At 67.2% G+C, this 16,980-nt stretch carries 15 protein-coding genes; 6 read left to right on the top strand and 9 right to left on the bottom strand.

All coding sequences use genetic code 11. The features are described 5' to 3' along the window. Window positions 1–10: 10 nt before the first annotated feature. The gene (gene pdxH, locus ACP7AB_RS07825) at window positions 11–685 is read left to right on the top strand and encodes a pyridoxamine 5'-phosphate oxidase (RefSeq protein ID WP_425989525.1); all 675 of its coding nucleotides are present in this window, start codon (window positions 11–13) and stop codon (window positions 683–685) included. 138 nt (window positions 686–823) lie between these two features. On the opposite strand, the gene ACP7AB_RS07820 is transcribed toward pdxH, so the two are convergent. Genes ACP7AB_RS07820 through ACP7AB_RS07810 form a run of 3 tightly spaced genes read right to left on the bottom strand, consistent with a single transcriptional unit; the run spans window position 824 to window position 2,798 of the window. After that, the gene (locus ACP7AB_RS07820; RefSeq protein ID WP_425989527.1) at window positions 824–1,498 is read right to left on the bottom strand and encodes a TetR/AcrR family transcriptional regulator; all 675 of its coding nucleotides are present in this window, start codon (window positions 1,496–1,498) and stop codon (window positions 824–826) included. Between the two features lie 25 nt (window positions 1,499–1,523). After that, window positions 1,524–2,177 (bottom strand): uridine kinase, encoded by a 654-nt coding sequence (gene udk / locus ACP7AB_RS07815; RefSeq protein WP_425989529.1) that lies wholly within the window; start codon window positions 2,175–2,177, stop codon window positions 1,524–1,526. A 27-nt stretch (window positions 2,178–2,204) separates the two neighbouring features. Further along, window positions 2,205–2,798 carry a hypothetical protein gene (locus ACP7AB_RS07810; protein WP_425989531.1) on the bottom strand — a complete coding sequence of 198 codons (594 nt, stop codon included), beginning with the start codon at window positions 2,796–2,798 and terminating at the stop codon, window positions 2,205–2,207. A 190-nt stretch (window positions 2,799–2,988) separates the two neighbouring features. Between ACP7AB_RS07810 and ACP7AB_RS07805 the strand changes: the two genes are divergently transcribed. Beyond that, the gene (locus ACP7AB_RS07805) at window positions 2,989–4,635 is read left to right on the top strand and encodes a long-chain-fatty-acid--CoA ligase (RefSeq protein WP_425989533.1); all 1,647 of its coding nucleotides are present in this window, start codon (window positions 2,989–2,991) and stop codon (window positions 4,633–4,635) included. Window positions 4,636–4,638: 3 nt separating this feature from the next. Then, the gene (locus ACP7AB_RS07800; RefSeq protein ID WP_425989535.1) at window positions 4,639–5,310 is read left to right on the top strand and encodes a DUF1499 domain-containing protein; all 672 of its coding nucleotides are present in this window, start codon (window positions 4,639–4,641) and stop codon (window positions 5,308–5,310) included. Here ACP7AB_RS07800 and ACP7AB_RS07795 read toward each other — a convergent pair. Then, a complete protein-coding gene (locus tag ACP7AB_RS07795) occupies window positions 5,295–6,197 on the bottom strand; it encodes an MBL fold metallo-hydrolase (RefSeq protein WP_425989537.1) in 903 nt (300 codons plus the stop codon). The genes ACP7AB_RS07800 and ACP7AB_RS07795 overlap by 16 nt on opposite strands. Window positions 6,198–6,266: 69 nt before the next feature. On the opposite strand from ACP7AB_RS07795, the gene ACP7AB_RS07790 reads away from it, so the two are divergent. Then, window positions 6,267–6,416 (top strand): hypothetical protein, encoded by a 150-nt coding sequence (locus tag ACP7AB_RS07790; RefSeq protein WP_303696988.1) that lies wholly within the window; start codon window positions 6,267–6,269, stop codon window positions 6,414–6,416. A 25-nt stretch (window positions 6,417–6,441) separates the two neighbouring features. Here ACP7AB_RS07790 and ACP7AB_RS07785 read toward each other — a convergent pair whose 3' ends face one another. Continuing rightward, on the bottom strand, window positions 6,442–6,846 hold the full coding sequence (locus ACP7AB_RS07785) for a TIGR01244 family sulfur transferase (RefSeq protein WP_425989539.1): 405 nt from the start codon (window positions 6,844–6,846) through the stop codon (window positions 6,442–6,444). A 221-nt stretch (window positions 6,847–7,067) separates the two neighbouring features. Between ACP7AB_RS07785 and ACP7AB_RS07780 the strand changes: the two genes are divergently transcribed. Together ACP7AB_RS07780 and ACP7AB_RS07775 are read left to right on the top strand one after the other, a co-directional pair. After that, window positions 7,068–10,274 carry a TonB-dependent receptor gene (locus ACP7AB_RS07780; RefSeq protein ID WP_425989541.1) on the top strand — a complete coding sequence of 1,069 codons (3,207 nt, stop codon included), beginning with the start codon at window positions 7,068–7,070 and terminating at the stop codon, window positions 10,272–10,274. Between the two features lie 149 nt (window positions 10,275–10,423). Then, the gene (locus ACP7AB_RS07775; protein WP_425989543.1) at window positions 10,424–11,011 is read left to right on the top strand and encodes a hypothetical protein; all 588 of its coding nucleotides are present in this window, start codon (window positions 10,424–10,426) and stop codon (window positions 11,009–11,011) included. Between the two features lie 129 nt (window positions 11,012–11,140). Here the strand turns inward: ACP7AB_RS07775 and metH are convergent, their stop codons facing one another. The 4 genes from metH to ACP7AB_RS07755 all read right to left on the bottom strand — a co-directional run bounded on the left by metH (window position 11,141) and on the right by ACP7AB_RS07755 (window position 16,968). After that, a complete protein-coding gene (gene metH, locus ACP7AB_RS07770) occupies window positions 11,141–13,807 on the bottom strand; it encodes a methionine synthase (RefSeq protein ID WP_425989545.1) in 2,667 nt (888 codons plus the stop codon). A gap of 151 nt (window positions 13,808–13,958) precedes the next feature. Then, complete coding sequence (locus ACP7AB_RS07765; protein ID WP_425989547.1) at window positions 13,959–15,041, bottom strand: homocysteine S-methyltransferase family protein; 1,083 nt, start codon at window positions 15,039–15,041, stop codon at window positions 13,959–13,961. Next, a complete protein-coding gene (gene metF / locus ACP7AB_RS07760) occupies window positions 15,041–15,991 on the bottom strand; it encodes a methylenetetrahydrofolate reductase [NAD(P)H] (RefSeq protein ID WP_425989549.1) in 951 nt (316 codons plus the stop codon). The genes ACP7AB_RS07765 and metF overlap by 1 nt, the downstream gene beginning before the upstream one ends. Beyond that, window positions 15,991–16,968: an ArsR/SmtB family transcription factor gene (locus ACP7AB_RS07755; RefSeq protein WP_425989551.1), complete on the bottom strand. Its 978-nt coding sequence runs from the start codon at window positions 16,966–16,968 to the stop codon at window positions 15,991–15,993. The genes metF and ACP7AB_RS07755 overlap by 1 nt, the downstream gene beginning before the upstream one ends. Window positions 16,969–16,980 lie beyond the last annotated feature (12 nt).

Here is a 16,980-nt window from a genome sequence, read left to right as displayed (position 1 = left end):
TAGGCGCGGCATGAACATCGACGCCATACCGCCCAGCCCGACACGCGAAGAGTACGCCCGCGACTATGCCGCCGCCCTGGCCGCCAACGGGGACGAGATGATCTTCGAGCGCGAGGAGCCGATCGGCCTGTTCATAGAATGGCTGACCGACGCCAGGGGGCATGAACCGAACGACGCCAACGCCATGGCCCTGTCGACAGTCGATGCCGACGGCGCGCCGGACAGCCGGATGGTATTGCTGAAGGACGTCGATGGGCGCGGCTTCACCTTCTATTCGAACCGGCAAAGCGCCAAGGGTGTCGAGCTGGACGCCAGGCCACGCGCGGCCCTGTTGTTCCATTGGAAATCGCTGCGCCGTCAGGTGCGGGTGCGAGGGACAGTGGAGCCGGTCAGCACCGAAGAGGCTGACGCCTATTTTGCCAGCCGGGCGCGGGAGAGCCGCATCGGGGCCTGGGCCTCGGATCAGTCCCGGCCGCTGGCGAGTCGCGCCGACCTCGAGGCGGCGGTGGCGCGCGAGACGGAGCGGTTCGAGGGTCAGGACGTGCCTCGCCCCGAACGCTGGACCGGCTGGCGGGTGCTCCCGGAGACGGTGGAGTTCTGGCGCGACAGGCCGTTCCGCCTGCATGACCGGCTGCTGTTCACGCGTGACGGCGGCGGCTGGGCGCGGACGCGACTGCAGCCCTGACGTCTGGAGCCTGATCGTTTGAGACGGAAGCGCTTCGCGCTTCTGTCGAAAGCGTGAATCAGGCTCTCGCTCAGATCTGGAGCAGGATTCACGGCATCAGCGGAATCGCGAAGCGATTCCTCCTCGGCCGATCCTGCTCTAGACGCCGTAGCGGGCGAGGAAGGTTTCGACCGCGTCCTCGGCGATCGATTCCGGCGCGCGTGCCGCCTGGACTTCGTCGCCTGTGACCAGGGGCATGAAGAAGACGGGGTGTTCGATCATCCCCATGAGCTGGCCGGCGGCCCAGGAGGCCTTTTCCAAGCGCAGGTCTCCGCTCGCGGCCAGGGCGGTCAGCGCCTCCATCAGCGGCAGCCCGAAGTCGTGACGGCCGCGCTCGAAGAAGCCCATGGCCACGTCGCGGAAGCGCGGGCGCTCGGCCATCACCAGCCGGAACACCGACCGCACGAACGGATCGCCCATGAAGCCGGCATAGGCGAGGGCGAACCGGGTCAGCCGGGTGCGCGCGTCGCCCTCGTCACAGCGAACGCTCTTCATCTGTTCGGAGAAGTCTCCTGACGCATTGGCGATCACCGCCGCGAACAGATCGGTCTTGGACGGGAAGTAGCCATAGAGGGTCGCGGTCGAGACAGAGGCCGCACGGGCGATGGGCTCGATCCGCGTCGCCGCATAGCCCTCGGACATGAAATGGCGTCTGGCCTCGCGTACGATGTTGTCGCGGCGGGGATCGGTGGCCGGGGTCGCGGAGTGAGCTCCGCCTCGTGGCGTAGTGGCGTTCGCTTGCATCAGGCCGTAATCGATAGCTGATATGCTCAAGCTGGCGATGTCATGTCAGAAATCGTCAGGTTTCGACAGGTTTCAGACGCGCCAGCAGTGGATGGGCCAGAACCGGCGCGGCCAGCCGGATTACGGCCTGCGGATCGTCCAGGCGAACCGCCGCCGTCGCGTCGGCGATGATGAAGTCCGCGCGGGTCCGAGAGGGCTCGGTAAGCCGTTCATGCCCGGGTCGCACCGTCTTCAGATACTGGTCGATGACCGAGGACGCCGTGCGCCCGCGTTCGGCCTGGTCGCGCAGCAGGCGACGGATGAAGCGGATGTCGGCGGGGGTGTCGACGAAGACCCGGATGTCGAACAGGTCCGCCAGCGCCGGGGTGCAGAGAACATGCGTCCCTTCCACGATCACGACGGCCGCGGCCGGGATCGCCTCGCCGTCGGGCTCGCGGCCGTGGTGGATGAAGGAATAGACCGGGGCCGTGACCGGCTTGCCCGCCTTCAGCCGGGCGAGGTCGTCGATCAGCAGGTCGTGATCGCGCGCAGCGACGTCGTCGAAGTCGAAGGTCGCGGCGTCGAAGCCGGGCAGGGAGGCGGCGTCGCGATAGTAGGAGTCCTCGCGCATCAGGGCGGCGACGCCGGGCGGCAGCGACGTAATCAGCGCCTCGGCCAGAGTGGACTTGCCCGAGCCGGAGCCGCCGGTGATCGCGATCAGAATGGTCATGGCGGGCCTTCTAGAGACCCGCGAGACCTAGCGGAAGAAGCAGGTCAGTCCGGCGTACAGGCTGGTGACCGGGCTGTCCGCGGCGGTCGAGCCGAAGAAGCCGCTGATGTCTCCCGCCGAGAACTCGGCTCCGAGCGTCGAATCCTCTTGCATCTCCACGGTGCGGTTGGCGCTGAGGGCCGCGCGGCTCATGCCGACCTCGACGCCGTCGACCGTGCTGAGGCCCTCCTGGTCCAGGGTCCAGCCGGCGAACTTGCTGTCCTGGAAGGCCAGTTGCAGGCCGTTGGCGAACTGGGCGAACTGGACCGGGCCGGCGCCGCATTCGCTGTTGGTGGTGACCTCCGGCGCCGCACCGCCGACCGATGCGGCGACAGTGGCGATCACCGTGGCCTGGGGCGTCTCGAAGGGCAGGGCGCGCGCGGCGCCCGCGGCGTCGAAGATGCGCAGGCCTTCGCCCTCGATGGCCAGTCCGCCGATCGACTGGGCCGGAAGCGCCGGGCCTTCCGCCCGCACAGGGTCGGCCGGGGTCGGGGCCGCGGCGGCCGGGGGAAGGGACCGGTCGCACGCGGCGACGGCCACCAGGGCGGCGAGAGCGAGGGCGGTGCGAGGGGCGATACGCATGACCGGGCGTCCTTACGATGTCTCAGGGGCGGGAACAGACGGCAAAAGTCGGGCGGGTGCAACGGCAAAGCCTTGTACGGTGTTCGGAGCCCCGGGGTCGGAGTGACCTAGCGTCACGTTGCTTATCAGCGGTCACCTCGGCTAGCGTGATGGCAAGCTCCGCATCCAGCCGGAGCAAAGAGGGAATGCGATGCTCGGTTTGATGCAGGACTGGCCGCTGACGGTCGACCGTATCCTGGACCATGCCAAGAATTGGCACGGCCACCGCGAGGTTGTGACACGCTCGGTCGAGGGGCCGATCGTCCGCACGACCTATGCCGAGATACACAGCCGGGCCCGCAAGGTCTCCAATGTGCTCAAGGACTGGGGCGTGAAGCCGGGCGACCGGATCGCCACCCTGGCCTGGAACACCGGCAAGCATATGGAGGTCTGGTACGGCATCATGGGTATGGGCGCCGTGTGCCACACCCTGAACCCGCGCCTGTTCCCCGAACAGCTGATCTACATCATCAACCACGCCGAAGACCGGATCATCTTCGTCGACCTGACCTTCGTGCCCCTGCTGGAAGCGGTGCTGCCGCACTGCCCGAGCGTCGAGCGGGTCGTCGTCATGACCGACGAATGGCACATGCCGGCGACCAAGCTGCCGAAGGCCGAATGCTATGAGCAACTGCTGTCGGGCGTGTCCGATGAGTGCGTCTGGGGCGGGTTCGACGAACTGACAGCCTGCGGTCTCTGCTACACTTCGGGCACCACGGGGAACCCCAAGGGCGTCCTGTATTCGCACCGGTCCAACTTCATCCACACCCTGATGGGGATGCAGACCACGGTCCTCGGCGCGACGCCGAAGGAAGTGATCCTGCCGGTCGTGCCGATGTTCCACGCCAACGCCTGGGGCATCGCCTTCGCCGGTCCTGCCTCGGGCGCGCGCCTGATCATGCCGGGCGCGCGGATGGACGGCGCGGCCATCTATGAGCTGATCGAGACCGAACAGGTCACCTTCTCGGCCGCCGTGCCGACCGTCTGGCAGGGCCTGTTGACCCACCTGCGCGAGAACAATCTGAAGATCCCATCGGTCAAGAAGGTGCTGATCGGCGGCTCGGCCGTGCCGGAGAGCCTGATCCGGGCCTTCCACGACGAGTTCGACGTCGATGTGGTCCAGGGCTGGGGCATGACCGAGACCTCTCCCATCGGCACCCTGTCGAACCTGACGCCCGAGCTTGAGGCCCTGCCCTACGACGAAAGCATGAAGTGGCGCGTCAAACAGGGCATTCCGCCCTTGGGCGTCGAGTTGAAGCTGAAGAACTACGCCGGTCAGGAGATGCCGCACGACGGCACAACCTTCGGCCGCCTGATGATCAAGGGCCCGACCATCGCCAAGGGCTATTTCAAGGACGAGGGCGGCGACATCCTCGACCACGAGGGCTTCTTCGACACCGGCGACGTTTCGACCGTCGACGAGCACGGCTTCATGCAGATCACCGACCGGGCCAAGGACGTGATCAAGTCGGGCGGCGAGTGGATCTCCTCGATCGAAATCGAGAACATCGCCGTGGGCCACCCGAAGGTCGAGCTGGCCGCCGTTATCGGCGCGGCCCACCCCAAATGGGACGAACGGCCCGTTCTGGTCATCAAGCTGAAGCCCGGCGAGACCCAGGACAAACAGGAGCATCTCGACTTCCTGGTCGGCAAGATCGCCAAATGGTGGATGCCGGACGACGTGGTCTTTGTGGACGACATCCCGCTGGGCGCGACGGGCAAGATCGACAAGAAGACCCTGCGCGAACAGTTGAAGGACTATCGGCTGCCCACCGCCGTCGCACCGGAGCGAGTCTGAGCCATGGCCAGAGGCCCGCGACCGCGATTGAAGGGCGGCATGGCCAAGGTGCGGGTCGCCATGGGGCTGGCCGTGCTGGCTCCGCTGATGACGTTCATCGCGCTTCTGTTGACGCGCAATGGCATCGTCTCGCTGGAGTTCGGTCTGGACCTGCTGGCGATCCAGGTCGCCCAGATCGTGTCATGGGCGGCGCTGGCGTTCGCCATCCTGTCGCTGGTGCTGTCCTTGCCGCAGTTCCGCAGGCTGGGTCTGATCAGCGTCGCCATCGTGATCGTTTGCGCCGTCGTCTCGGCCGCCTTCTTCGTCCAGTCCCGGGCCATCGCGCTTGCGGGGCCGCTCGACGTCTCCACCGACCTGACCGAGCCCCCGGCGGTGGCGGGCGCGACCGGATCGCCCCAGGCCTGTCCGGGAACAGCGGCGGTCATGACCCAGGTCGCGCCGGCACAGGCCACCGATGCGCTTCAGACCGCAGGCTTCTCGGTCACCGAATCCCAGCTGTTCCGCTCACGCGGGGTTCGCGACGGCTTCTGGTTCGGCATGGGGCACGAGGCGGTCATCCGCATCCGGCCGGATCGCACCGACGTCCGGGTCGTGGCGCGCTATGCCCACACCGACGGCGGCGCAACCTGCCGGATCGCCTCCACGCTGATCGCCGCGCTTCAGGCCGCGCCGTAGGTCGAGCCGAGCCCCGGGGCCTCGTCGACGGTCAGCCGGCCTTCGTCGACCAGTTTGATCAGGTGGGCCAGCACGGACAGGCTCGCCGCCGGCCATAGCCGCTGGTCCACGGCGGCGTAGAGAACGGGGACGATCTCAGCGATCGTCCGGTCTCCCGCGCGCACGTGCGTCAGGATCTGGGCCTCGCGCTCCAGCCGGTGCGCCCGATAGGCGGCGAGGAAGGGCGCGACCTCGGTGACGGGCGCCCCATGCGTCGGCCACAGGGTTGAGAACCCCGCCGCGATCACCGCGTCCAGGCTGCGCAAATAGGCCGACATGTTGCCATCCGGCGGCGCGATCACGGTCGTCGACCAGCCCATGACGTGATCGCCGCAGAACAATGCGTTCTCCTCCTCCAGCACGAAGGCTATGTGGTTGGAAGCGTGCCCCGGCGTCGCCAAAGCCGCCATCGTCCAGCCGTCGCCCGCGATCGTTTCGCCGCCTGACAGGATCGTGTCGGGCGCGAACACTTCGTCCTCCTCCTCGTCGAGCATCCCTGACGCATGGGTCTGGCGGGCCGGCGGGCGCATGGCCAGCACCGGCGCCCCGACCCGATCGGCGAACGGCCGGGCGAGGGGAGAGTGATCGCGGTGGGTGTGGGTCACCAGCACATGGCTGACGGTCCGGCCCTCGACCGCGGCCAGCAAGGCCTCCAGGTGCGCGTCGCCGATTGGTCCCGGATCGATCACGGCGACCGGCGCGCCGTCCTCCGGCCGCCCGACGATGTAGGTTCCTGTCCCCGTGAAGGTGAAAGGTCCCGGGTTGTCGCAGATCACGCGCTGGATCAGGGGCGAGACCTGATCGCGCCGCCCGTAGGCGAAGTCGAACGCGCGCACGAACGGGATCACGACGCTGTCTCCGAAAACCGGCGCCGACCTTGCCTTAACGAGAGGTAAATCCCTCCCGGAGCGTCCCCAGTGACCCGCAGCATCGTCTTCACTGTCTCAAATCGGCTCCAGCCCATCGCGGCGGCGATCCTGTGTCTCATGACGGCGCAACTTGTCCTCGCGTCCTGCGGCGATCCTGAACCGATTCCCTACGCGACCCGGGTGGCGATCCAGCGCTAGGGGGCCAGCATTAGGGGGGCCGACCCTAGAGCGGCAGCCGGCTGAGATCGTAGCCGGCGTTCGCGGCGGCCTCCCGCAACGCGTCCGGCCCGGCCCGATCCAGGGCCCGCATCGCCAGCGCCCAGGTCACTGTCGAGCGCGTGCCCGATCGGCAATACATCAAGACGGGTTCGCCGGCCTCCAGCGCGGCGGCCACGGCGCGGACTGCGTCCGGGCCCGGCATGCCCGACACGGGCGCGTGGACATAGTCCAGCCCCGCCGCCCGGACGGCGCCTTCCATCTCGGCGGAGGACGGCTGACCCGCCTCCTCGCCGTCCGGACGGTTGTTGACGACCAGACGCACCCCCATCGCCTGGACCTCGGCCAAATCCTCAAAGGCGATCTGCGGCGCCGCCCAGACGCCCGGGGCCAGAGGGCGGGGTGAGAACATGATGGGTGCCTTTCGGTTCGGTGACCTGAAGGTGAAGTTGGGACGGCGTTAACGTGTCCTGAATGCGACACTGATGGGGCTGAAACATTACACATAGGTAATAGCGGTAGCGCAGCAAAGTTCATCGGGCCTAACGTCGCATCAGTCCTGCGACAATTCAGAGTCGCGCGATGACCAGTCGGTGCGGCGGAGGGCTGCGCCATCGTTTCAGGAGAACGATCTTGAGAATCCAATCCATCCGGCAGCGCATGCTCGCCACCACGATGATGGGCGGCGCGGCCATTCTGGCCCTCGCAGCCCTGCCCGTGGTCGCGCTCGTTGCCGCGCCGACCGCCGCAGTGGCGCAGGACTATACCAACGGCACCCTGACCGGGACCGTTGGAGGAGCCAATGGCGAGCCGATCTCCGGCGCCACGGTCACCGTCGTCTCCAACGCCCAGGGCATCAGCCGCAGCGCCACCACCGGCGCCAACGGTCAGTTCCGCGTTCCGCTTATCCCGACTGGTTCCTACACGGTGACGGTCGCCGCCTCGGGCTTCGACAATGTGTCGGATGACGTCTCGGTCGGCCTCGGCAACAACAGCTACGTCTTCACGCTCGGCGCCGCCGGAGCCTCGGGCTCGGACGTCGACGATATCGTCGTCACGGGCGTTCGTCGCTCGCTGGACATGTCGCGCGCCGCCACCGGCGTGTCGATCGACGTTGACCAGCTGATCGAGAACGTCCCGGTCGCCCGTAACATCACCGCCATCACCCTGCTGGCTCCAGGCGCCGTCGTTGGCGACTCGCAGTTCGCGATCGGTCAGTCCCAACTGCAGGCTCCTCCGGCCCTCGGCGGCTCGGGCCCGGCTGAAAACGCCTTCTTCGTCAACGGCCTGAACATCACGAACTTCGTGACCGGCCTGGGCGGCGCGACTGTGCCGTTCGAGTTCTACAAGAATGTGGAAGTGAAGACCGGCGGCTATTCCGCCGAGTTCGGCCGCGCTACCGGCGGCATCATCAACGCCACGACCAAGTCCGGCACCAACGACTTCGTCGTCGAACTGCACGGCACCTGGGCGCCCGACTCGCTGCGTGAGGATGCCCCGAACACGCCGTCCGGCCCGCAGTACGCCGGCGCCGTGAACGCCCTCGCCGAGTTCGAAGAAAAGACCCTGACACTCGAAGTCGGCGGCCCGATTATCCGTGATCGCCTGTTCGCCTACGGCATCGTCGCCTACAACGATACGGAGTCCCAGTCGGCCTCCAGCGCGGGCACCACGGGCACGTTGAACCGCGACGTGTTCAGCGACGATCCCTTCTACGGCGTCAAGCTGGACGGCTACATCACCGCCGATCACCGTCTGGAGTTCACCTATTTCGACACGACCAGCTCGCGCACCCGTACGGCCTTCAACTACACCCCGGGCACGGGCGCGATCGGAACGACGGCGCTGAACTCGACCCTGCTGAATCAGGGCGGGGAGAACTGGGTCGGTCGCTACACCGGCACCTTCACCGACTGGCTGACCGTTTCGGCCGCCTACGGCGAAACCACCATCGACTCGTCCAGCCTGGTTCAACCGACTGCGGAATCGCTGGTTCAGGACGCCCGCCGCGACGCGGCGGGCCTGAGCCTGAGCAACGCCCGTCGCAGCCGTCAGACCTCTGCTGCATCGTCGCCACAACTGGCGGAACGCAAGTTCTACCGTGCTGACGCCGACGTGTATTTCGACCTGTTCGGCCAGCACCACGTCCGCTTCGGCTACGACCACGAAGACACGACGCTGACGACCTTCTCGATCCGCAACGGCGGCGGCAACTACGTCTACAACACCGCCTCGGCCGCGACGGCGACCTCGCTGGGCATCACGGTCGGCCAGGAATACGCCACCCGCCGTATCTTCACCTCGGGCGGCGGTTTCGACGGCGTCAACGAAGCCTACTACATCCATGATTCGTGGGACGTCAGCGACCGCCTGAACCTCCAGATCGGCTTCCGCAACGACAACTTCCAGACCGCGAACACCGCCGGTGTCACCTTCATCGACTTCGAGAACAACTACGCGGCCCGTCTCGGCGCCACCTACGATCCGATCGGCGACGGCACGTCGAAGTTCTACGGCAGCTATGGTCGCTACTTCCTGCCGCCGGTTTCGAACACCGCGTTCCGCATCGCGGCGCCGGCGATCGACATCACCGAGTTCTACCTGCCGACCGGCAGCGCGCGCTTCTTCGGCGGCTCGGCCGGTTCGACCACGGGCTTCGACGCCACCACCGGTCTGCCGACCGGCGGCTTCGGACCGCAGATCACCAACCGCCCGAGCTTCCAGGCTTGCCCGGCGGGCACGGGCACGACGGCTCCGGCCGGTGCGATCTCCTGCTCGGTTCGTAACAACGGTTCGCAACCCGATCCGCGCACCCTGGTCGCCACCAACCTCGAAGCGACCTACGAGGACGAGTTCATCGTCGGCTACGAGTCCCAGGTGTCGGACCTGTGGACGCTGGGCGTCAAGGCGATCTACCGCAACCTCGGCACGATCGCCGAAGATGCGCTGCTCGACAGCGGCGTCGTGAACTATTGCCGCCGGAACAATATCGCGCTGACCAACGCCCAGCACACCGGCTGCTTCGATCTGTACAACGGTCAATCGCTGTACCGGATCATCAACCCGGGCTCGGCTGCGACCATCGTGGTCGACCTGCCGAACGCGGCGGGCGTGCTGTCGGAACAGACGATCAACCTGACCGAAGCCGATCTGCCCTTCCCGAAGGTCCGTCGCGAATACACTGCGCTGGAGTTCACCTTCGACCGCGCCTTCGACGGCGTCTGGGGCCTGACCGGCTCCTACACCCTGTCGAAGTCGGATGGTAACACCGAAGGCGGCGTCAAGTCCGACGTGGGCCAGGTCGACGCTGGCATCACCCAGGACTTCGACTTCCTGTCGTTCCTGCCGGGTTCGGCGGGGCTGCTGCCGAACCACCGCGCCCACCAGTTCAAACTGTACGGCTCGTGGCAGGTGTTCGACAACTTCACCGTCGGCGCCAACCTCTCGGTCACATCTCCCCGCCACTACGGCTGCATCGGTCTGGCCCCGCCCGACTACGCAAACGGGGACGGTGCCGTCGCTAACGATTCCTACGGTGCGGCCGCTCGATTCTGTAAGGCCAGCGCGACCTCGCCAAGCCTTGTGGTCGATCGTGGCTCGGCCCTGGAAAGCGACTGGACGACCCGCTTCGACCTCGCCCTGCGTTACTCGCTGGACGACATCGTTCCGGGCAACCTGGTTCTGCGTGCTGACATCATCAACGTCTTCAACCTGCAAGGCGTGACGCAGATCAACGAGTTCGGCGAAGACGACTCCGGCAACCTGGATGCGACCTACGGCGCGCCGACCGTCTATCAGGCCCCGCGCTCCGTGCGCTTCGGCTTCGACTGGGCGTTCTAGACTTCACGACGACTCCACGAGCATGACTGGGCGGCGGATCTTCAGGTCCGCCGCCCTTTTTTTCGGACAACGGGCGCCGCAGAAAAACCATTGCGACGCTTCACGCCTTGGGTGGGGCGATACCCCTGAACACAGATCACGGACCGTCCATGCGCCTTCGTCTTGCCGCCTCGCTCCTCGTCCTGGCCCTCGCCGTTCAGTCCGGGGCCGCGGCGCCCGCCTTCGCCCAACAGGATGACGGCCCGGTCGTCACCGCCCGCGATGCCGGAGAGAGCGTCGATGCGCTGCGGGCGCGCGAGGCCATCGCCTATGAGACGCCCCTGCCGCGCGGCGCGCCGGAACAGGACTATCCTCTGGTGGCCTGGTGCGCCGCCTTGGTGGAGGGTCATATCGCGCTTGGTCGCAGCCTGACGAGCGCCGACGACCTCGATCGCGACATTATCCGTCTGGGCGGGCTGGAGGCGGCGGACTTCCGGGATGCGCTTCGCGCCGGTCAGGGCCGCCAGACGCCCGCGACCCTTGCCGCCGCCCGCGCCGCAGAGGCGGACGCCGCCGCCAAATGGGTTCCCCTGCAGGCGCAGGAAGACGAACGCGCGCGCAGCGAGGCCTTCGGTCTGTTCTTCGGCCTGCCCGGCCGTTGCGAACATGCCGCCCGCCGGGTGCGCGAGAACATCACGACGCCGCCGGTGACCCTGGATCAGGCCGGTCTGGACGACGTGGGCGTGCCGAAGGAGTAATCCTCCCCCGTCGGGGGAGGGGGACCGCAGAGCGGTGGAGGGGGCTAACCCCACACTCTGTCGATCGCGGCGGGCCCCCTCCGTCACGGCGCGAAGGCGCGCCGCGCCACCTCCCCCAATGGGGGAGGATTATGCCGCCGCCACCCGCGGTGCGGCGCCCGGCTCATAGTTGAGGATCGGCGACAGCCAGCGTTCGGCGGTCGCGACGTCCCAGCCCTTGCGGGTCGCGTAGTCCTCGATCTGATCCAGATCGATCTTGCCGACGCCGAAATAGTGGCTACCGGGGTGGCCGAAATACAGGCCCGAGACCGAGGCCGGGGGTGTCATGGCGAAGCTTTCGGTCAGGGCCATGCCGGCATTCCGTTCGGCCTGCAGCAGGCGGAACAGGGTGGCTTTCTCGGTATGATCGGGCTGGGCCGGATAGCCGGGCGCCGGGCGGATGCCCTGGTACTGTTCGGCGATCAGCTCGTCCACGCTGGCCGCCTCGGCGGCCGCATAGCCCCAGAGCTGGGTGCGGACCTCCTTGTGCAGCCGCTCCGCGAAGGCCTCGGCCAGACGGTCCGCAAGGGCCGAGGCCATGATGGCGGAATAGTCGTCGCCTGCGTCCTTGAACCGCTTCGAGGCTTCCAGTTCGCCGTGGCCCGTGGTCACCGCGAAGGCGCCGATATAGTCCTGACCGGTCTCGGCGACGAAGTCCGACAGGGCCAGGTTCGGCTTGCCGTTCGACTTCCTGATCTGCTGGCGCAGGGTGTGGAAACGGGCGATCTCCTCGGTCCGGGTCTCGTCAGCGTAGACGGCGACGTCGTCGCCGACCGCATTGGCGGGCCAGAAGCCGACCACGCCCCTGGCCGTGAACCACTTCTCGTCGATGATCCGCTTCAGCATGACCTGAGCGTCGGCGAACAGGTCCTTGGCCGCCTCGCCGACGATCTCGTCCTCCAGGATCAGCGGATAGCGGCCGATCAGCTCCCAGCTGGCGAAGAAGGGCGTCCAGTCGATGTGGTCGGCGAGGTCCTGAAGGTCCCAGCTGTCGAAGGCCTTGATTCCGATGAAGGACGGTGCGCCGGGCATGGCCTGGGTCGGATCGATGTTGAACCGGTTCTCGCGCGCCTGGGGCAGGGTTGCGCGCGCCTTGACCTCCTGGCCCCGGGCGTACTGCTCGCGGATGCGGATGTATTCGTCGCGGGTCAGGGCCTCGTTCTTCGCCCGCTCGGTCTTCGACAGCAGGCCCGAGACCACGCCGACGGCTCTGGAGGCGTCGACGACATAGGTGGTGGAACCCGCGCGATAGCCTGGCTCGATCTTGACCGCCGTATGGGTCCGGCTGGTGGTCGCCCCGCCGATCAGCAGGGGGATATCAAAGCCGCGCCGCTCCATCTCGCGGGCCACGAACACCATCTCGTCGAGGCTGGGTGTGATCAGGCCCGACAGGCCGATGATGTCGACCTTGTGCTCGATCGCGGCGTCCAGGATGCGGTCGGCCGGGACCATGACGCCCAGATCGATGACCTCGTAGTTGTTACATTGCAGGACCACGCCGACGATATTCTTGCCGATGTCGTGGACGTCGCCCTTGACCGTCGCCATCAGGATGCGCCCCGCCTGTTCGCGCGGCTTGCCGGCCTTCTCGGCCTCCATGAAGGGATTGAGCCAGGCCACGGCCTGTTTCATCACCCGGGCGGACTTCACCACCTGCGGCAGGAACATCTTGCCCGAGCCGAACAGGTCGCCGACCACGTTCATCCCGTCCATCAGCGGACCCTCGATGACGTGCAGCGGCCGGTCGAATGACAGGCGGGCCTCCTCGGTGTCGGCGTCGATGAAGGTCGTGATGCCGTTGACCAGGGCGTGTTCGATCCGCTTGCCGACGGGCTGGTCGCGCCACTTCAGGTCGACGACCCGCGCCACTCCCTTGTCGCCCTTGTAGTTGGGGGCGAGGTCGACGAGGCGTTCGGTGTTGGAGACATTGGTCCGCTGCGGCCGGTTCAGGATCACGTCCTCGACGGCTTCCCTCAGCGTCGGTTCGATGTCCGTATAGACGGGCAGGTCGCCGGCGTTGACGATGCCCATGTCCATGCCCGCCGAGATGGCGTGGTACAGGAAGACGCTGTGGATGGCCCGACGCACCGGCTCGTTGCCGCGGAAGCTGAACGACACGTTCGACACCCCGCCCGAGATCCGGGCGTAGGGCAGGGTGGCCTTGATGACCTTGACCGCCTCGATGAAGTCGACGGCATAGTTGTCGTGCTCCTCGATCCCCGTCGCCACGGCGAAGATGTTGGGATCGAAAATGATGTCTTCGGGCGGGAAGCCGACCTCGTCCACGAGGATCCGGTAAGCCCGTGTGCAGATCTCGATCTTGCGCGCGGCGGTGTCGGCCTGGCCCACCTCGTCAAAGGCCATGACCACCACGGCGGCGCCGTAGCGCAGGCATTTGACCGCCTGTTCGCGGAACTCGGCCTCGCCCGCCTTCATGGAGATGGAGTTGACGATCGGCTTGCCCTGAACGCACTTCAGGCCCGCCTCGATGACTTCCCATTTGGACGAGTCGATCATCACCGGCACGCGGGCGATGTCGGGCTCGGCCGCGATCAGGTTGAGGAAGGTGACCATGGCCTGCTGCGAATCCAGCAGGCCCTCGTCCATGTTGATGTCGATGATCTGGGCGCCGGCCTCGACCTGCTGGCGCGCCACGGTCAGGGCGGCGGAGTAGTCGCCGTCGATGACCAGCTTCTTGAATTTGGCCGAGCCGGTGACGTTGGTCCGTTCGCCGACGTTGATGAAGATGGGTCTCACTCGAAAACTCCGCTCATCCCCGCGAAAGCGGGGACCCAGTGCTTTCGTGAGGCACGGTGCATGGGATTGATGTCAGGGCGCGCCCGGCGGGACCGATCGCCCAAAGAACTGGGTCCCCGCTTTCGCGGGGATGAGCGGAAGTCAAAACACATCACGCCACCAGCTCGAACGGTTCCAGACCCGACAGACGCATCGCCACCGGCCGCTCGGGGATTTCCCGCGTCGGCAGTGTCGCGACGGCCTCCGCCGTGTGCCGGATATGCTCCGGCGTGGTGCCGCAGCAGCCGCCGACGATGTTCACCAGCCCCGACGCGGCCCATTCCTCGATGAAGTGCGCGGTCTCGTGCGGCTCCTCGTCGTACTGGCCCATCGCGTTGGGCAGGCCGGCATTGGGGTAGGCGGCGACCAGGGTGTCGGCGACGCGGCTCAGTTCGGCGATGAACGGTCGCATCAGGTCGGCGCCGAGCGCGCAGTTGAAGCCGACGGCGAAAGGCTTGGCGTGGCGCACGCTGTTCCAGAAGGCCTCGGCCGTCTGGCCCGACAGGGTCCGGCCCGAGCGGTCGGTGATGGTGCCCGAGATCCAGATCGGCAGGGCCTCCATGCCCTCGTCCTCAAGGTCCTTGATCGCCTTGATACAGGCCTTGCAGTTCAGCGTGTCGGTGATGGTTTCGATCAGATACAGGTCGACCCCGCCCTCGTTCAGGGCGCGGATCTGATGGCGATAGGCGTCATAGACCTGGTCGAAGGTGACCAGGCGCGCGCCGGGATCGTTCACGTCCGACGACATCGACAGCATCTTGTTCAGCGGCCCGATCGAACCGGCGGCGAAGCGCGGCTTGTGCGGCTGCTTCCCGGTCCAGCGGTCAGCGGCGGCGCGCGCCAGTTTCGCACCCTCCAGATTGATATCCCAGACCGCCTGTTCGTCGAGCTTGTAGTCGTCCTGGGCGATGATGGTGCCGGAGAAGGTGTTGGTCTCCGAGATGTCTGCGCCGGCGGCGAAATACTGGTCGTGAAGGTCGGCGATGACATCCGGGCGGGTGATGCACAGGATGTCGTTGTTGCCCTTCATCTGGTCCTTTTCGTTGTAACCATTGGCCTCAACAAAGCGGTCGCCGCGGAAGTCGGCCTCCTCCAGCCCGACGCGCTGGATCATCACGCCCCACGATCCGTCGAGGACGAGGATGCGCTCGGCTGCGGCCTTGTGCAGGGCGGCGATGCGTTCGGCGCGGGTCATCAGTTAGCCTTCTGTTCGCGGACGCCCAGGACGCGGCAGATCGCATAAACCAGGTCGGCGCGGTTCAGGGTGTAGAAGTGGAAGTCGGAGAAGCCCTCTTCCTGCAGCCGGGCGCAGGTCTCGGCGGCGACCGAGGCGGCCAGCAGCTTGCGGGTCTCGGGGTCGTCGTCGAGGCCTTCGAAGTGGGCGGCCAACCAGTCGGGGACCGAGGCGCCGCACGACCCGCACATCCGCACCAGGCCGGCGAAGTTCGACACCGGCATGATCCCGGGGATCAGGGGGATGGTCACCCCCGCCGCCCGCACCCGGTCGTGGAAGCGCAGGAAGGCGTCGATGTCGAAGAAGAACTGGCTGACCGCGCGGGTCGCCCCGGCGTCGATCTTGGCCTTCAGCACGTCGATGTCGTGGTCGATCGACGGGCTTTCCGGATGGCGTTCCGGATAGACGCCGACGGTGACGTCGAAGCCGCCGACGCGGCTGATCGCCTGGGTCAGTTCGGTGGCGTTGGCGTAGCCGTCGGCGCGGGGCGTGTAGACGCCGCCGATGCCGGCCCCGCCCGGCGGATCCCCCCTCAGGGCCACGATGTGGTTTACGCCGATGGCCTTGTAGTCGCGGATGACCTCGTCGACCTCGCTACGGCTGGCGTCGACGCAGGTCAGGTGGGCGGCGGGCTTCAGCGTCGTCTCGGTCAGCATCCGCTGCACGGTCCGGTGCGTCCGCTCGCGGGTCGAGCCGCCGGCGCCGTAGGTAACGGACACGAACTCGGGGTAAAGCGGCTCCAGCCGGCGCACCGCCTGCCACAGGGTCTCTTCGGCCTTGTCGGTCTTGGGCGGGAAGAACTCGAACGAGACGCGCACCGGATTGGCGTTCTGGCCCGCGCGGGCGACCGGTCCCAGCGGCGACAGCAGCAAGGCGCGGGCCTCGGCGAGCGGAGAAACTGCAGCGGCCATCAGGCGATGTTCCTTAGGGCGTGGGCCCTTGATGCGACAGCAGGTCGTGTCGCGGTCCAGATGGTGACTGTCAGCCCGGCCGTGTCGGGGGGAAGGGCGATGGAGGCGGAGGCGTCGAGGCCGGCCTCGGCCAGCCAGCGCCCGATCTCGTCGTCGGCGAAGCCCAGCCTGCGATGCTGGTGCTCCTCGCGCAGCCGCTCGAGGTCATGCGGGGCGAAGTCGACGATCAGCAGCTTGCCGCCGGGCGACACCAGCCGCGCCGCCTCGGCCACCGCTGCGCCCGGATCGGCGAGGTAGTGCAACACCTGGTGCACCAGCACCATATCCGCCGAACCGGCGGGCAGGCGCGTCGCGAAGATGTCGCCGTGGCGCAGCTCGACCTTCTCCAGCCCCGCCTTGACGACATTGGCCCGGGCGATGTTGAGCATGTTCTGCGACAGGTCGAGGCCAATCGACATCTTCGCCTTCTTGCCCAGGAGCGTCAGCATCCGGCCCGAACCGGTCCCCAGGTCGACGACCCGTTCGAACGGTCCCGGCCCGGCGGCGCGCTCGATCGCGCTCTCCACCGCCGTTTCGGACACATAGAGGGAGCGGATGCGATCCCAGCTCGGCGCGACCTGCTCGAAATAGGCGGCGGCGGCGGTGGCCCGCTCGTCGCGCACGGCCTCCAGCCGCCTGTGATCCGCCTCGCCCTCGCCGTCGTCCAGCAGGTCCAGGACCGTGTCGATCAGCCGCCGGGCCAGCAGCTCGTGCGAGACGCGGTAGAAGACGCGGGCGCCGTCCGGGAATCGCTCGATCAGGCCGGCGTCGGCCATCAGCTTGAGGTGACGCGACACGCGCGGCTGGCTCTGCTCCAGCACGCGGCCCAGCTCCATCACCGACAACTCCTCGCCGGCCAGTAGCGACAGGATGCGCAGACGCGTCGGCTCGCCGGCGGCGCGCAGGGCTTCGACAGTCTGATCGGCGGTCAGCGACATAGGGTAATCATA

Origin of the sequence: Brevundimonas sp. TWP3-1-2b1, from assembly GCF_049896165.1 — a bacterium.
Lineage (GTDB): Bacteria > Pseudomonadota > Alphaproteobacteria > Caulobacterales > Caulobacteraceae > Brevundimonas > Brevundimonas subvibrioides_B.
The sequence above is the reverse complement of the archived record's forward strand: the minus strand, read 5'-3'. Positions and strand labels throughout refer to the sequence as shown.

Bases quoted from the DNA above. Each gene is read 5' to 3' on its own strand.
- pdxH (WP_425989525.1), top strand. From the start codon at position 11: ATGAACATCGACGCCATACCGCCCAGCCCGACACGCGAAGAGTACGCC.
- udk (WP_425989529.1), bottom strand. From the start codon at position 2,177: ATGACCATTCTGATCGCGATCACCGGCGGCTCCGGCTCGGGCAAGTCC.
- ACP7AB_RS07810 (WP_425989531.1), bottom strand. From the start codon at position 2,798: ATGCGTATCGCCCCTCGCACCGCCCTCGCTCTCGCCGCCCTGGTGGCC.
- ACP7AB_RS07805 (WP_425989533.1), top strand. From the start codon at position 2,989: ATGCTCGGTTTGATGCAGGACTGGCCGCTGACGGTCGACCGTATCCTG.
- ACP7AB_RS07800 (WP_425989535.1), top strand. From the start codon at position 4,639: ATGGCCAGAGGCCCGCGACCGCGATTGAAGGGCGGCATGGCCAAGGTG.
- ACP7AB_RS07785 (WP_425989539.1), bottom strand. From the start codon at position 6,846: ATGTTCTCACCCCGCCCTCTGGCCCCGGGCGTCTGGGCGGCGCCGCAG.
- ACP7AB_RS07775 (WP_425989543.1), top strand. From the start codon at position 10,424: ATGCGCCTTCGTCTTGCCGCCTCGCTCCTCGTCCTGGCCCTCGCCGTT.
- ACP7AB_RS07765 (WP_425989547.1), bottom strand. From the start codon at position 15,041: ATGACCCGCGCCGAACGCATCGCCGCCCTGCACAAGGCCGCAGCCGAG.
- metF (WP_425989549.1), bottom strand. From the start codon at position 15,991: ATGGCCGCTGCAGTTTCTCCGCTCGCCGAGGCCCGCGCCTTGCTGCTG.
- ACP7AB_RS07755 (WP_425989551.1), bottom strand. From the start codon at position 16,968: ATGTCGCTGACCGCCGATCAGACTGTCGAAGCCCTGCGCGCCGCCGGC.